This is a genomic window from Sphingopyxis sp., from assembly GCF_035686825.1.
Classification (GTDB): Bacteria; Pseudomonadota; Alphaproteobacteria; order Sphingomonadales; family Sphingomonadaceae; genus Sphingopyxis.
Window position 1 is genome coordinate 557,047 of sequence record NZ_DASRYZ010000007.1, and the last position, 14,018, is coordinate 571,064.

The window sequence follows — 14,018 nt, forward strand, 5'->3', positions numbered from 1 at the left end:
AGGGCCGTTCTTTCTTTTGACGCCGCAAGAAGGACGGTGCTTCGACAAGCTCAGCACAAACGGATTTTGCTGTTGTTGCGGGCTATTTCTTCTCCACCAACTCACGCAACAAGAAGCCGTGGAGCATTGCGGCGCGCACCGCATCCTCGGCATGGTCGGCGCCGACCGAATGGCCGCCCTCGATATATTCGTGATAATAGACGCGGTTGCCATTCTCCATCAGCTTCGCGGCGAATTTGCGCGCGTGGCCGGGGTGGACGCGGTCGTCCTTGGTCGAAAGATAGAGGAAGATCGGCGGATAGGTCACGCCCTTGCGGATGTTATGATAGGGCGAATATTTCGACAGGAACGCCCAGTCTTCGGGCACGTCGGGATCGCCATATTCGGCGACCCACGAGGCACCCGCGAGCATCTTGTCATAGCGCCACATATCCTTGATCGGCGAGCCCGAGATCACCGCGCCGTAAAGGTCGGGGCGCTGCGTCATCGCCGCGCCGACGAGCACGCCGCCGTTCGAGCGGCCCGAGATCGCGATCTTGCCCTTGGCGCTGACGCCGGTCTTGACGAGATCCTCGGCGACCGCGTGCAGGTCGTCGAAGCTGTTCTGGCGCTTTTCGCGCAGCGCCGCCTGATGCCAGGCCGGACCATATTCGCCGCCGCCGCGGATGTTGGCGAGGACATAGGCGTTGCCGCCCTCGACCCAGAATAGCCCGAGCGGGCCGGCGCGATAGGGCTGGCCGGTGAGATAGCCCGGCGTCTGCGCGGCGCGGAAGCCGCCATAGGCGTGGATCAGCGCGGGGACGGGTGCTTCGCTGTCCGATTTCTTGCGGACGAGGAAATAGGGGATTTTGGTGCCGTCCTTCGACGTCGCGAACCGTTTTTCGACCAGCATGTCCTTCGCGTCGAAGGTGGCGGGCAGGCTCTGCACCGCTTTCGGCGCGCCGGTTTCGGCGGCGGCGTAGAGCGTCGGCGGCATCAGCATCGTCTCGGCGGTGGCGAGGACGATGTCGCGCTTGCCGACCGTTCCGGCGATGCTCACCGTGGCGTTGTCGGCGAGCGGAACCGCCTTCTGGCTCCATTTGCCGGTCGCGGGGTCGCGGCGCAGCGCGAAGAGCTTGCCCTCGACATCGTCGAGCGCCTTGACCCACAGGATATTGTCGGTCGCGACGACATCTTCGATCGCCTGCGCCTTCGTCGGGGTCATCGCGGTGACGATCGGCACCTTGCGGTCGGCCGACATGTCCTCGATCGAGAGCGAGACGAGCGAGCCCGCCGGGATGTCCGCCCAGTCCTGGTTGAGGAAGATGATAAGCTGTCCGTCGACGATGTCGCGGATGCTCGCGGTATCGGGGATGATCGTCGAAATATAGCGCGAGGCGTCGATGTTCGGCAGCAGATAGTCGGCGGTGTAGAAGGTCTTGCCGCGGCTGATCATCGGCCAGCGCGTGTCGCCGTCGACGAGCGCGAAGACATTCATCCCGACATCCTCATGCTCGCCCTCGGCCAGCGTTTCGGCGGCCGAAAGCGGCGTGCCGCGTTTCCAGCGCTTGACGATGCGCGGATAACCCGACGCGGTCATGCTGCCCTCGCCATAGTCGGTCGCGACGAGCAATGTGTCGGCGTCTTCCCACGTCACGCTGCTCTTCGCTTGCGGCAGGGTGAAGCCGCTGGTGACGAAGCTTTTTGTCGTGCGGTCCCATTCGCGGACGATGTCGGCGTCGGTGCCGCCGGGGCTCAGCGACACGAGGCAGCGTTTATAGTCGGGCGCGAGGCAGTCGGCGCCGTGCCAGACCCAGCTCTGTTTCTCGGCCTTGCCGAGCGCATCGACGTCGATCAGCGTCGTCCATACGGGCTTGCCGGCGAGATAGGCGTCGAGCGGGCTTTGCCGCCACAGCCCGCGCGGATTGGCCGCATCGCGCCAGAAATTGGTGATCGTGTCGCCCATAACCTCGCCCGGCATCGCGATCTGGCGGTCGTCGTCGAGGATCGCGCGCGCGCGCTTGCGGTCGGCCTCGAAACCGGGGCGGCCGGTGATCAGCTTGTCAGTCGCCGCATTTTCCTTTTTGACCCAATCGAGCGCCTTCGCGCCCTCGATATCCTCAAGCCAGAGCCAGGGGTCTTTGTCCTGCGCGGCCGCCGCCACGGCGGCGAAGGAACAGCTGAGGGCAAGCGCGGCGAGGCTGGCGCGGATCATTCGATAATCTCCCCTGGGGTGTGGTGGCGCTGTGCTAGCAGCATTACACACCCCGAGGGAAGACGGCGAAGGACTATTGATCGATGATGATCGTGCCCGGATGATGCTTGTCGAGATGCTTCTTGATGATCCGGAGGTTGCGGGTGTTCGAGCGAAAGAAGAAGTCGAACGCGTCGCCGACGAGCGGGACCGCGCCGAGCGCGGTATCGACGCCGAGATTGCCGATCATGCGCCAGATCTTCCATTTCGGCATGCCGAGGTTGCGCGCTTCCCAGATCAGGTAGGCACCCATCGTCGCGGCGATCACGTCGCCGACGACGGGGACGAGGCCGACGATCGCGTCGAGCCCGACGGGGCGGTTGATGCCCGGAATGACGAAGCTGCGCTCGAGCAGGATTTCAAGCGTTTCGACCCGCTTGCGCAGCGCGGCGGGATCGTTGCGGTTCTGGATCAGCGCGTCGAAAATCGCGTCGGGATGCGGGGGCGAAGGGGCCATCGGGGTCCTTTCCGGCAGCGCCCGGGGTTTGAGCGCCACTGTATTAGTTAGGTAAGTCGATCAGATGATTCAATGGGTGCTGCGCGCGGCCGTTGGCGCGCAGGCCCGTCAGGCGCTGCGACGCGACCGACCAGCGCAGCGGTGTCGCGAGCGGAATGAAGGGGGCGTAGCGCACGAGTACCGCCTCGGCATCGCCGATCTGCTGGCGGCGCTGGCCGATGTCGATGTTGGCGGTCGCCAGAGCGATCAGATCCTGCGCTTCGCGATTGCACAGCGTGTCGGGCCGGCATGACAGACGGCGGAGCGCCCATATGGGATCGTCGTTCGGCGCGACCTCGTCGATCAGGCGCAGGTCGGCTTTCGACGCCATCGCGACGCGCCGGCTCGGCACGCCGATCGCGTTGAAGTCGGCGGCGACATAGGCGTATAATATGCGCCCGCCCGGGGTGTCCGGAACCGCGATGCGCAACGGCTCGATCTCGCGCCCCGCGGCGCGCCACGCATCGACCACGCGCTTCGCCTGCGCGAGCCGCGAGGCTTCGTCGAACTCGGCCCAGACGGGAACCAGCGGCACCGGGCCGCCGTCGCGCGTGTAGAGCGCGGGGCGTAGCGTGACCTGCGCCTGCCATTCGGTCAGGCCAAAGGCCTCGATCAGCCGCTCGCGTCGGACTGCGCGGACGAGCGCGTCGCGGTTGACGTCGGTCGCGAGAAACCCCTCGGCGCGGACGAACGACAGGCCGAACAGCCCGGGCACCGGATCGACGACGAGGCGCGAGCGCCCGATGTTCGACGCGACGAAATAGGGCAGGGTCGAAAAGCGGCCGCCGATCACCCCGTCGGCATAGCCATTCTTGAACCGTGCGAGCGCGCCCTCGGGCGAGGTGCCGACGAGTTCGATCGCGGCGGCGGGGTCGTTCGCCGCCGCCTCGGCCGCTTCGGGATCCTCGGCGAGCGGGTCGGGAACGGGCGAGAGCAGTACCGCATTGCCGATCTTGCGCGCGCGCATCGGGCCCCAGCCCATGCCCTTGTTGACGATCGCCATCGACGGCTGGGCAAGCAGTTCGAGGATCGCGGGTTGCGGCACCGTAAGACGGATTTCGATGACGGTATCGGTCATCGCCTTGATCGTCTCGACCTCCGGAAAATCATCCTTGAGGATGTGGCGGCTGGCGGGCGCGAGATAGTCGCGCAGGATTTCGGCGACATCCTCGGCCGTCACCTTGCGCCCGTTGGTCCATTTTGCTTCGCGGAGGCGAAAAATATAGCTGCGCCCGTCGGTGGTGACGGTCCAGCGGTCGGCGAGGCCGGTGTCGATCTGACCCTCGTCGTCATAGCTGACGAGGCCTTGTGATGTCGCGTCGAGCAGCGCGGCGTTGGCCGCCGACAACTCGCCGGAAAGCGGCGTCGCGGCGAGATTGAGCGTGCCGATGGCGGCAACCTTGACCGGACCGCGCTCACCAAACAGGCCGCAACTGGCGAGCGACAGGGCGATCAGGACGGCGCCGCCAACAAGACGGCCGCGGCGCGGCCCTGGCTTTCTGCTGGCCCGGTGATCGTCCTGAGGGTGCGGCATGGGAGGCATCATAAGGATAAGCGGCAAAACCGGAAGTGGTCATCCGGACTGTTTTGCCGGTGGAAGGGGAAGGCGGTCGATATGGCGGGGCGGGTTTCGGGCAAATTTCGACCCGTCGGACGTCATTTCGTCGTTGCGGGGGGCGTTATTTCGGCATCGCCATATTCGGACGCGAGCGGCGCGCCCTTGGCATAGTCGATCAGCAACCGGAAATAGCCCGGCGTGAAGCGGGTCGACACGCGCGATCCGTCGGGCGCGGTCTCGAATTCGGTCATGCCATGTTCGGCCTTGGGAAAGACGGCGAGGGTGATCGGCTGGCCTGCCGTGATCAGCCCCTTGATCCGCCTCGCGGTTTCGCCCGCCGGCGCGTCGATATCCTGTCCGCCGAGCGCCCAGAGCTGCGGCACGTCGACCGCGCGGAGCGTTGGCATCGGGTCGTAGTGGACGGGCGTGCCGAAACGGTAGATCTGCCCCTTGGTCCTGATCTCGTCGGCGGTCATGCCGAGGATGAGGTGGGTGTAATTGCCGTAAACATCCTTGTACCACGGTTCATCGCGATAGCGCGCGCGCACCGCGTCGAGTTCCTCGATCCCGTCGGTCATGCCGCTTGCGAAGATGCGGGTCGTCGCGGCGCCGATCTCCTGCGCCTTGGCGATCACGTCGGAGCCATAGCCTTTGAGCCCCATCTGGAACGCGATGGCTTCGCGATCCTCGTCGGCGACCGACACCGCGAGGCCGAAGCTGACGATCAGAAAGTCAACCTGCGTCCGCGTCGCCGCGAGCGGTGCGATCCAGCCGCCCTGGCTCGGCCCCTGAAAGCCGAAGCGCGTGCCGCGCGCGCCCGCCATCCGCCGCGTTTCGGCGAGCGCGGCGACGGCGTCGTCGGCGAGCAGCGAAAAGACCTGCGTATATTTGTCGCCCGACGCGCCGGTGCCGCGCTTGTCATAGACGAAGGCGCCGATGCCCGCGGCGGGAAGCATGCGCTGCAGCGAATTGGTGTCGCGCGCGGACGCGAATTCCGCGCCGTGTAGCAGCACGACGATCGGGACGGGCTCGTCGCCGGGCGGCATCACCAGCCGGCCGACAAGACGGGTGCCGTGGCTGGTGAAGCTGGTCTCGCGTGTTTCGAGCGCGATCCGCTGCCCCTTGCGCTCGCCGAACTCCATGGTCTTTGCCGCGCAGTCGAAACGGACCGTCAGGCCATCGGCGCGCCCCGTCCAGCCCGCGGTGCCCGCCCAATGATCGCCATCGCGTTTCAACTCGCCGCTCGCCCCGTCGAGGCCGCGCCAGCGCAGCGCGCCTTCGCTCGCCGCGGCGACATCGATGACGCCGCCGTCGGCCAGGCGATATGCACCCAGCGCGCAGTCGCTTTCGGCCGCGGCGGCCGGGGTTGCGACGAGCAAAGCGGCGATCAGGGCTGCCAGATGCCGGGAAATGGCGTCGCCGCCGCGAAACATGGATTTGGCTGTCAGCATGGGGCCTCGTGCGTGAAAGATGCGGAGGATAGGCAAAGCTGCGCTTTCCGAGTTCAACATGGTGCGGACGGCGGGACTTGAACCCGCATGACACTAGGCCGGCAGATTTTAAGTCTGCTGCGTCTACCGATTTCGCCACGTCCGCGCGGGGCTTGGTCAAGCCGATGGGCCGGTGGAGGTCAAGCGATGTTTGGCGCTTCACGCGATGCGGCGGCTCGGCTAAACGCATGGCATGACAGTGGTTCTCCAGATTTCCGGCCTCGGAAAAACCTATAAAAGCGGTCACAAAGCGCTGAGCGATGTCGACCTTTCGATCAACAAGGGCGAGATTTTCGCGCTGCTCGGGCCGAACGGCGCGGGCAAGACGACGATGATCAGCATCGTCTGCGGCATCGTCACGCCCAGCGCGGGAACGGTGACCGTCGGCGGGCACGATCATGCCCGCGACTATCGCGCCGCGCGGGCGATGATCGGACTGGTGCCGCAGGAGCTCCATACCGATGCGTTCGAAAGCGTGATGGCGACGGTCAGCTTCTCGCGCGGCCTGTTCGGCAAGCCGCGCGACCCGGCGTTCATCGAGCAGCTGCTCAAGGACCTGTCGCTGTGGGACAAGCGCGATTCCAAGATCATGGAATTGTCGGGCGGCATGAAGCGCCGCGTGATGATCGCCAAGGCGCTTTCCCACGAACCCGAAATCCTGTTCCTCGACGAACCCACCGCGGGCGTTGACGTCGAGCTGCGCCGCGACATGTGGAATATGGTGCGCGGTCTGCGCGAGCGCGGGGTCACGATCATCCTCACCACCCACTATATCGAGGAGGCCGAGGAAATGGCCGACCGCGTCGGGGTGATCACCGGCGGGCGGTTGATTCTGGTCGAACAGAAGGACGAACTGATCAAGAAGCTCGGGCGCAAGACGCTGACGCTCAATCTCGTCGACCCGTTGACCGCCATCCCCGACGAGCTGGCGCAGTGGAAGCTCGAGCTGGCGGGTGAGGGCAATGAGCTGGTCTATGAATTCGACAGCCGCGCCGAGGCCACTGGAGTGCCGTCGCTGCTGCGGCGGATGACCGACATCGGCGTGCAGTTCAAGGATCTGCACACGAGGCAAAGCTCGCTCGAGGATATTTTCGTCGGGCTGGTCCACGAATCGAACGGTGCGAAGGGAGAAGCCGCATGATCGCGAACTGGCGCGGCGTGCGCGCGATCTACGCTTTCGAAATGGCGCGCTTCGGCCGCACCTTCTGGACTAGCCTGATGCTGCCGGTGATCACCACCGCGCTCTATTTCGTCGTCTTCGGATCGGCGATCGGCAGCCGGATGACCGAGGTTAGCGACGTCCCCTATGGCGCCTTCATCGTCCCCGGGCTGATGATGCTGACGATGTTCACCGAAAGCATCAGCAATTCCTCGTTCGGCATCTATATGCCCAAATGGACGGGGACGATTTACGAAATGCTGTCGGCGCCGCTGTCGCCGCTGGAAACGGTGATCGCCTATGTCGGCGCGGCGGCGACCAAGTCGGTGGTCATCGGGTCGATCATCTTCGCGACCGCGCATCTGTTCGTCGATGTGCAGGTGGCGCATCCGCTGTTGATGGCGGCGTTCATGATCCTGATGGCGGTGACCTTTTGCCTGTTCGGCTTCATCATCGGCATCTGGGCGCAAAGCTTCGAACAGCTTCAGGTCATCCCGATGCTGGTCGTCTATCCGCTGACCTTTCTGGGCGGCGCCTTCTACTCGCTCGACATGCTGCCCGCCGCATGGCGGATGGTGACCCTGTTCAACCCCGTCGTCTATCTGATCAGCGGGTTCCGCTGGACCTTCTTCGGCAAGGGCGACGTCGGGATCGAGGTGAGCATGGGCGCGGTCACGCTTTTCCTGGCGCTGTGCCTCGGCGTGATTTTCTGGATGTTCCGCACCGGATACCGGCTCAAGAACTGAGGAAGGCTGGATTCGCGCCGCAATGCGGCGCGTCGTGTCCTAGCCGTTCAAACGCTCGCGCATTTCCTTGCCGGGTTTGAAATAGGGCACGTTTTTCGCCTTCACATCGACCGCGGCCCCGGTGCGGGGATTGCGGCCGGTGCGCGATTCGCGCGCGCGGGTGGAGAAGGCGCCGAAGCCGCGTAGCTCGACGCGGCCACCCGCCGCGAGCTGATCGACGATGGAATCGAAGAAAGCGTCGACGATGCGCTCGACTTCTTCAATCCGCAAATCGCTGTTTTCGCTCGCGATCTTCTGAACCAGTTCTGACCGGATCATGTGCTTCCCCTAATATATACAGCCACGCGTTTCCCGCCGAAACGGGTTTCCGGTCGTTGCCGGATTTTGTGCGTGAGACCCCTCCCAACGCGCGGCGAAGGTATCACGAATCGCGGTCCGGTCAAAAATATATCACGACAAGAAAAAGGCCCGCAGAGGGACACTCTGCGGGCCTTTTCTGTAGCCTGTCGGCGGAAGGAGGATCAGTCCTTCTTGCCGGCCTTCAGCGCCTCGCCGAGGATGTCGCCGAGCGACGCACCCGAGTCCGACGAACCGTACTGCGCGACGGCTTCCTTCTCTTCGGCGATCTGCATCGCCTTGACCGAGAAGTTCGGCTTTTTCGAACGGTCGAAACCGATGACCATCGCGTCGAACTTCTGGCCGACCTGATAGCGTTCGGCGCGCTGTTCGTCGCGGTCGCGGCCAAGGTCGGCGCGCTTGATGAAGCCGGTGGCGCCATCTTCGCCGGCCTGCACTTCGAGGCCGTTGTCGCGGACTTCGAGGACCGAGACGGTGACGACGTCGTTCTTCTTCAGCGAACCGGCAGCGGCAACGCCGCCGCCGACGGCCGGAGCACCCTTTTCAAGCTGCTTGATGCCGAGGCTGATGCGTTCCTTCTCGACGTCGACGTCGAGAACGACGACCTGCACGGCCTCGCCCTTGCGGTGGAGGTGCAGCGCTTCTTCGCCCGAGATGCCCCACGCGATGTCCGACATGTGGACCATGCCGTCGACGTCGCCTGGCAGGCCGACGAACAGACCGAATTCGGTCGCGTTCTTGACTTCGCCTTCGACGACCGAGCCGACCGGGTGGGCTTCCGCAAAGGCGCCCCACGGGTTCGACTGGGCCTGCTTGAGGCCAAGCGAGATGCGGCGCTTGTCGCTGTCGACTTCGAGGACGATGACGTCGACTTCCTGGCTCGTCGAAACGATCTTGCCGGGGTGGACGTTCTTCTTGACCCACGACATTTCGCTGACGTGGACCAGGCCTTCGATGCCGGCTTCGAGTTCGACGAACGCGCCGTAATCGGTGATGTTCGTGACCGTGCCGGTGAGCTTCGCTCCGACCGGGTACTTGGCGGCGACGCCTTCCCACGGATCGCTTTCGAGCTGCTTCATGCCGAGGCTGATGCGCTGCGTGTCGCGGTTGATGCGGATGATCTGGACGCGGACGGTGTCACCGATGTTGATGACTTCGCTCGGGTGGTTGACGCGCTTGTAGCTCATGTCGGTGACATGGAGCAGGCCATCGATGCCGCCGAGGTCGACGAACGCACCATAGTCGGTGATGTTCTTGACCGCGCCTTCGATGATCTGGCCTTCTTCGAGGTTCTGGATCAGGCCCGAACGCTGTTCGGCGCGCGTTTCCTCGAGGATGGCGCGGCGCGACACGACGATGTTGCCGCGGCGGCGATCCATCTTGAGGATCTGGAAGGGCTGCGGCAGGTCCATGAGCGGGCCGACGTCGCGCACGGGGCGGATATCGACCTGCGAACCCGGAAGGAACGCCACGGCGCCGCCGAGGTCGACGGTGAAGCCGCCCTTGACGCGGCCGAAGATGACGCCTTCGACGCGGGCTTCCTTGTTGAATTCTTCTTCGAGGCGGTCCCAGGCGGCTTCGCGGCGAGCACGGTCGCGCGACAGCATGGTTTCGCCATTGGCGTTTTCGACGCGGTCGACATAAACTTCGACTTCGTCGCCGACGTTGAGGTCGGCCTTCTGGCCCGGCATCGCGAATTCGCGAAGCGGTACGCGGCCTTCGCTCTTCAGGCCGATGTCGATCACTGCCAGGTCGTTTTCGATCGCAGTCACGGTGCCCTTGACGACGCGGCCTTCAAAGCCGCCATCAGCACCACCCAGCGATTCGTCGAGCATCGCGGCGAAATCGTCGCGCGACGGAAAAGCCGTAGAGGCCATAGAGTGTTTTCCTTACTTCATTGTTCCGGCCAAGCGGTTGGTTCCGCTGGTCTTAGTGGCCGATCCGTCCCGTCCGCCGAATGCGAGGCGGGACATCCTTCGAACCTTTCGCAGGACAAGGCAGGGCAAAGCAAAAGGGGCGCGATGGGTGAACCCCGTCGCGCCCGACGCTCGGATATGGAGCGGCGGTTTGTCCATGCCTCGACCGGCAAATAGCCCGTCGGACGGCGCGCATATAGTCCGCAGCCCTTGCAAAAGCAAGGCGGAAAGCCGGTTCTAGCCCCGCGCCCTGCGGCGCTCCTCGACGAAGGTGATCGCCGCCGCAATCGCGGCATCGCGGTCCATGTCGCTATTGTCGAGCAACATCGCGTCCTCGGCGCGGAGCAGCGGCGCGTCGGCGCGGCCGGTGTCGCGCGCGTCGCGCGCGTGAACGTCGGCGAGCACCGCGTCGAAGCTGACCTCGACGCCGCGCGCGACCATCTCGGCATGGCGGCGGCGCGCGCGTTCCTCGGGCGAGGCGGTGACGAACAATTTGGCGTCGGCGTGGGGGGCGATCACCGTGCCGATGTCGCGTCCATCGAGCACCGCGCCGCCGGGCTGGTTGGCGAAATCGACCTGGCGCTGGAGCAGCGCGGCGCGCACCGCGGGATGGACCGACGCGCGGCTCGCGAGGCTGCCCGTGCTTTCGAATCGCAGCGCCGGATCGTCCAGTAGGCGGTCCGGAAAATCGCAAGCGGCGAGCGCGTCGGCGGCATTGTCAGGGTCGCCGTGGTTGAGCTGGGTCTGATAACCGACCGCGCGATAGAGGAGCCCGGTATCGAGCACGGGCAGATCAAAATGCGCGGCGAGCGCCCGGGCGATCGTGCCCTTGCCCGAAGCGGTGGGACCGTCGACCGCGATGATCATCAGTTGATCTGGAACGCGTCGACGCGCGCGCTGGTCAGGCGGCCGGTGGGACCGAACAGCAATTTGATCCAGCCGCCATTGTCGAAGCTTCCGCCGCACGAGGCGACGCCCTTGCCTTCGCCCGCCTTGCCGGGTTCGAGGCAGTCGATCGCGATTTCGGGAAGGAAGGCGCGGACCTTCGCCAGCACGTCGGCGCGCTGGCGCGCCGTTCCGATGTTCAGCGCGGCGATATGGCGGTTGCCGAGCATCGCCACATCGACCGCCTTGATCGCCAGAACGTCATTGCCGACGACGACATGCCTCACGCCTGTTTCGTCTTCCCACTCGCAGTCGATGCCTTCCTCCTCGCCGCACACGTCGCCGTTGATGAGCCGCCCGATCGCCTGCGGCGTCGTCGGCAAATTGAGCGGATAGCGCGAGAAGCTCGCGTCGGCGCGGGCGAACGGGTCGGCGATGCGCTCGCCGGCATTCGCGGTTCCCCCCGAAAAGGCCAAGAGCAGGGCGGCGATGGCGGCGGTCTGGATCTTCATCGTGCGCAAATCCCTTAATATCCTGAAATCGAGCCGCAATCCTGCCACGAACCCGCGGCGGTGGTCGATGACGGCGATCACAGGTCCTGCTGCAATTGCCCCAGCAGCGTTTCGAAATTGGGGAAGCTGGTCGCCACGGGCGCGATGTCGTCGACCGCCACCGGGGCGCGGCTGACGAGACCCGCGACCGCGAAGCTCATGCAGATGCGGTGGTCGAGATGGCCGGCGATCGTCGCGCCGCCGGGCAGCGGGTCGCCGCCGGTGCCGTCGATGACGAGGCCGTCCTCGCTTTCTTGGGCGCGCGCGCCGATGGCTTTCAGGCCGGCGGCCATCACGGCGAGGCGGTCGCTTTCCTTGACGCGCAGCTCGTCGAGCCCGGTCGTCACCGTGCGGCCCTCGGCGAGCGCGGCGGCGACGAACAGGATCGGGAATTCGTCGATCATGCTCGGCGCGACGGCGGGATCGACCGCGATGCCCTTGAGGTTGCTGTGACGGACGCGAAGGTCGGCCACGGGCTCGCCGCCGACTTCGCGCGCATCGAGGAGGGCGATGTCGCCGCCCATCTGCTGCAGCACCTCGACGAGGCCGGCGCGCGTCGGGTTGAGGCCGACATTGGCGATGGTGACGTCCGATCCGGGCACGACCAGCGCCGCGACGATGAAGAAGGCCGCCGACGAGGGGTCGCCGGGGACGATGATCGTCTGCGGCCTCAATTCGGCTTCGCCGCGAATGCGGATATGGCGCGCGCCTTCGCCGTTGGTTTCAACGGTCAGCTCGGCGCCGAAGCCGCGGAGCATGCGCTCGCTATGGTCGCGGGTCGGGACGGGCTCGATCACCTCGGTGATGCCCGGCGTGTTGAGCCCCGCGAGCAGCACCGCGCTCTTCACCTGCGCCGACGCCATCGGCAGGCGGTAGGAAAGGGGGATGGCGGGGGCGAGGCCGCGGACCATCAGGGGGAGCCGGCCGCCCGGCGAGGCATTGATGTCCGCGCCCATCTGCGACAGCGGATCGATGACGCGGCCCATCGGGCGCCCCGAAAGGCTCGCGTCGCCGACGAAGGTGGCGGTGATCGGGTGGCTCGCGACGAGGCCCATCAGCAGGCGCGTCGAGGTGCCGCTGTTGCCCATGTCGAGCGCCTCGCGCGGCTGGAGCAGCCCGCCGACCCCGACGCCGTGGATGCGCCATTCGCCATCGTCCCGCCGCTCGATCGTCGCGCCCATCGCGCGCATCGCCGCTGCCGTCGCGAGCACGTCATGCCCTTCGAGCAGGCCCGTGACGCGGCTTTCGCCGACCGCAAGCGCCGACAGCATCAGCGAGCGATGCGAGATGCTCTTGTCCCCCGGGATCGCGATCCCGCCTTTGAGCGGAACGGAAGCGGAAAAGCTGCGTGGGCTAGCGGTTTGATCGGTCATGGCGTGCGGCTTTTGACAGCGGCCTTGCAATCTGGCAAGGCGCACGCCGATCTGACGGATAGCTATTCAAGTGCCGTCGTTTTTCCGATATTTCTATACTGTTTTCAAAACATTATGAGGCGTTTATGATCAAGGCTGAATGGGGCACGAAGCGCAGCTGCCCGAAATGCGCCACCCGATTCTATGATTTGACCAAGGATGATCCGATCAGCTGCATCAATTGCGGCTATAGCTGGATCCCGGAATCGGTGCTGAAATCGAAGCAGCCGATGCCGTTCGAGGAAGTCGAGAAGCCCGGCAAGGTCGCGAAGGAAGAAAGCACCGACGAGGATCTGGATCTGGACGTCGATGTCGACGAGGACAGCGATTCGCCGGACAATGACGTCGATCTGGGCGGCGACGACGATCTCGGCGTGGCCACGGGCGACGACGAGGACGACGAAAGCTGATAATAACCGCGAGGGGTCAAAAAAGCATCGAAAGATGATTTGGCCCCTTGCATCGCGTGGCGGCGCTGCTAAAGGCGGCGTCCCGGTCGCAGCAGCCAGATTGTTGGCGAAGGCGACACGCGAAATGGCACGGGGCCTTAGCTCAGCTGGGAGAGCGCCTGCATGGCATGCAGGAGGTCAGCGGTTCGATCCCGCTAGGCTCCACCATTACAAAAAGGCCCGCGAAAGCGGGCCTTTTTTGTTGCGCTGACGACGATGGCGCTATTCGGCGGCTTCTTCCTTGTCGAACAGCGGCGCGAGTTCGATCGGGTCGGCGAGGGTGATGCGGTCGAGGATCGAGGCGGTGTCGTCGCGGACGCGGAGCATCAAGCTGCGCAGGCGGCATTCGGATTCGGGCAGGCAATTCTTGCAATGTTCGTGCGCGTTGCGCGCCGCGCAGGGAACGAGCGCGAGCGAACCGCGCGTCAGGCGGACGAGGTCGCCATAGCTGATATCGATCGGGGGGAGGGCGAGCTGATAGCCGCCGTCGCGCCCGCGCTGCGAAATGAGCAGGCCCTCGCGCGCCATTTCGGACAGGATCACGGTCAGGAATTTGGGCGGGATATTCTGCGCATCCGCAATGTCCGCGAGCTGCACCTGCCCCTTGCCCCAATGGTCGGCAAGATGCTGGAACGCACGGATCGTGTAGCGGGTCTTCTGCGAGAGCATGGCGGCGTTACTGTGATATATTCGACCTTAATTCAACCTGTCTGGATGACAAATGTTGCACGGTTGATGAAAATCACAGCGGGTGGCATGAACCGTC

Annotated in this window: 13 protein-coding genes and 2 tRNA genes; 4 read left to right on the plus strand and 11 right to left on the minus strand. The window is 65.1% G+C overall.

The annotated features are described in order from the left end of the window. Positions 1-82 precede the first annotated feature (82 nt). The 5 genes from VFG17_RS20570 to VFG17_RS20590 all read right to left on the minus strand — a co-directional run bounded on the left by VFG17_RS20570 (position 83) and on the right by VFG17_RS20590 (position 5,883). Complete coding sequence (locus tag VFG17_RS20570) at positions 83-2,194, minus strand: prolyl oligopeptidase family serine peptidase (RefSeq protein ID WP_325031232.1); 2,112 nt, start codon at positions 2,192-2,194, stop codon at positions 83-85. Positions 2,195-2,267: 73 nt separating this feature from the next. Beyond that, positions 2,268-2,690, minus strand: a complete 423-nt coding sequence (locus tag VFG17_RS20575; RefSeq protein WP_325031233.1) for a DUF4112 domain-containing protein — start codon at positions 2,688-2,690, stop codon at positions 2,268-2,270. A 43-nt stretch (positions 2,691-2,733) separates the two neighbouring features. After that, positions 2,734-4,263, minus strand: coding sequence for an ABC transporter substrate-binding protein (locus VFG17_RS20580; protein WP_325031234.1), 1,530 nt, complete (start codon positions 4,261-4,263; stop codon positions 2,734-2,736). 122 nt (positions 4,264-4,385) lie between these two features. Further along, positions 4,386-5,738: an alpha/beta hydrolase family protein gene (locus VFG17_RS20585; RefSeq protein ID WP_325031235.1), complete on the minus strand. Its 1,353-nt coding sequence runs from the start codon at positions 5,736-5,738 to the stop codon at positions 4,386-4,388. A gap of 59 nt (positions 5,739-5,797) precedes the next feature. After that, positions 5,798-5,883, minus strand: a tRNA-Leu gene (locus VFG17_RS20590). Positions 5,884-5,970: 87 nt separating this feature from the next. Here VFG17_RS20590 and VFG17_RS20595 point away from each other — a divergent pair. Together VFG17_RS20595 and VFG17_RS20600 are read left to right on the plus strand one after the other, a co-directional pair. Further along, positions 5,971-6,918 carry an ABC transporter ATP-binding protein gene (locus VFG17_RS20595; protein ID WP_325031236.1) on the plus strand — a complete coding sequence of 316 codons (948 nt, stop codon included), beginning with the start codon at positions 5,971-5,973 and terminating at the stop codon, positions 6,916-6,918. Then, positions 6,915-7,682: an ABC transporter permease gene (locus VFG17_RS20600; protein ID WP_325031237.1), complete on the plus strand. Its 768-nt coding sequence runs from the start codon at positions 6,915-6,917 to the stop codon at positions 7,680-7,682. The genes VFG17_RS20595 and VFG17_RS20600 overlap by 4 nt, the downstream gene beginning before the upstream one ends. Positions 7,683-7,721: 39 nt before the next feature. Here the strand turns inward: VFG17_RS20600 and VFG17_RS20605 are convergent, their stop codons facing one another. From VFG17_RS20605 to aroA, 5 genes are all read right to left on the minus strand, one after another. Beyond that, complete coding sequence (locus VFG17_RS20605) at positions 7,722-8,000, minus strand: integration host factor subunit beta (RefSeq protein ID WP_325031238.1); 279 nt, start codon at positions 7,998-8,000, stop codon at positions 7,722-7,724. A 203-nt stretch (positions 8,001-8,203) separates the two neighbouring features. Then, positions 8,204-9,916, minus strand: coding sequence for a 30S ribosomal protein S1 (rpsA, locus tag VFG17_RS20610; RefSeq protein ID WP_325031239.1), 1,713 nt, complete (start codon positions 9,914-9,916; stop codon positions 8,204-8,206). Positions 9,917-10,192: 276 nt separating this feature from the next. Beyond that, positions 10,193-10,822, minus strand: coding sequence for a d(CMP) kinase (locus VFG17_RS20615; RefSeq protein ID WP_325031240.1), 630 nt, complete (start codon positions 10,820-10,822; stop codon positions 10,193-10,195). Further along, the gene (locus VFG17_RS20620; protein WP_325031241.1) at positions 10,822-11,352 is read right to left on the minus strand and encodes a hypothetical protein; all 531 of its coding nucleotides are present in this window, start codon (positions 11,350-11,352) and stop codon (positions 10,822-10,824) included. Before VFG17_RS20620 ends, VFG17_RS20615 begins: the two co-directional genes overlap by 1 nt. Before the next feature lie 77 nt (positions 11,353-11,429). Then, on the minus strand, positions 11,430-12,764 hold the full coding sequence (aroA, locus tag VFG17_RS20625) for a 3-phosphoshikimate 1-carboxyvinyltransferase (RefSeq protein WP_325031242.1): 1,335 nt from the start codon (positions 12,762-12,764) through the stop codon (positions 11,430-11,432). Positions 12,765-12,889: 125 nt separating this feature from the next. Here aroA and VFG17_RS20630 point away from each other — a divergent pair, with 125 nt between their 5' ends. Then, entirely contained in the window at positions 12,890-13,213 is a 324-nt protein-coding gene (locus VFG17_RS20630; protein ID WP_325031243.1) for a TIGR02300 family protein, read from the plus strand. 131 nt (positions 13,214-13,344) lie between these two features. After that, positions 13,345-13,420, plus strand: a tRNA-Ala gene (locus VFG17_RS20635). 54 nt (positions 13,421-13,474) lie between these two features. Here VFG17_RS20635 and VFG17_RS20640 read toward each other — a convergent pair. Further along, entirely contained in the window at positions 13,475-13,921 is a 447-nt protein-coding gene (locus VFG17_RS20640) for an Rrf2 family transcriptional regulator (protein ID WP_325031244.1), read from the minus strand. Positions 13,922-14,018 lie beyond the last annotated feature (97 nt).

Coding starts and splice junctions, on each gene's coding strand:
- VFG17_RS20605 (WP_325031238.1), bottom strand. CDS start 8,000: ATGATCCGGTCAGAACTGGTTCAGAAGATCGCGAGCGAAAACAGCGAT.
- VFG17_RS20620 (WP_325031241.1), bottom strand. CDS start 11,352: ATGAAGATCCAGACCGCCGCCATCGCCGCCCTGCTCTTGGCCTTTTCG.
- VFG17_RS20580 (WP_325031234.1), bottom strand. CDS start 4,263: ATGCCGCACCCTCAGGACGATCACCGGGCCAGCAGAAAGCCAGGGCCG.
- VFG17_RS20630 (WP_325031243.1), top strand. CDS start 12,890: ATGATCAAGGCTGAATGGGGCACGAAGCGCAGCTGCCCGAAATGCGCC.
- rpsA (WP_325031239.1), bottom strand. CDS start 9,916: ATGGCCTCTACGGCTTTTCCGTCGCGCGACGATTTCGCCGCGATGCTC.
- VFG17_RS20615 (WP_325031240.1), bottom strand. CDS start 10,822: ATGATCATCGCGGTCGACGGTCCCACCGCTTCGGGCAAGGGCACGATC.
- VFG17_RS20640 (WP_325031244.1), bottom strand. CDS start 13,921: ATGCTCTCGCAGAAGACCCGCTACACGATCCGTGCGTTCCAGCATCTT.
- VFG17_RS20570 (WP_325031232.1), bottom strand. CDS start 2,194: ATGATCCGCGCCAGCCTCGCCGCGCTTGCCCTCAGCTGTTCCTTCGCC.
- VFG17_RS20585 (WP_325031235.1), bottom strand. CDS start 5,738: ATGCTGACAGCCAAATCCATGTTTCGCGGCGGCGACGCCATTTCCCGG.
- VFG17_RS20600 (WP_325031237.1), top strand. CDS start 6,915: ATGATCGCGAACTGGCGCGGCGTGCGCGCGATCTACGCTTTCGAAATG.
- VFG17_RS20595 (WP_325031236.1), top strand. CDS start 5,971: ATGACAGTGGTTCTCCAGATTTCCGGCCTCGGAAAAACCTATAAAAGC.
- VFG17_RS20575 (WP_325031233.1), bottom strand. CDS start 2,690: ATGGCCCCTTCGCCCCCGCATCCCGACGCGATTTTCGACGCGCTGATC.
- aroA (WP_325031242.1), bottom strand. CDS start 12,764: ATGACCGATCAAACCGCTAGCCCACGCAGCTTTTCCGCTTCCGTTCCG.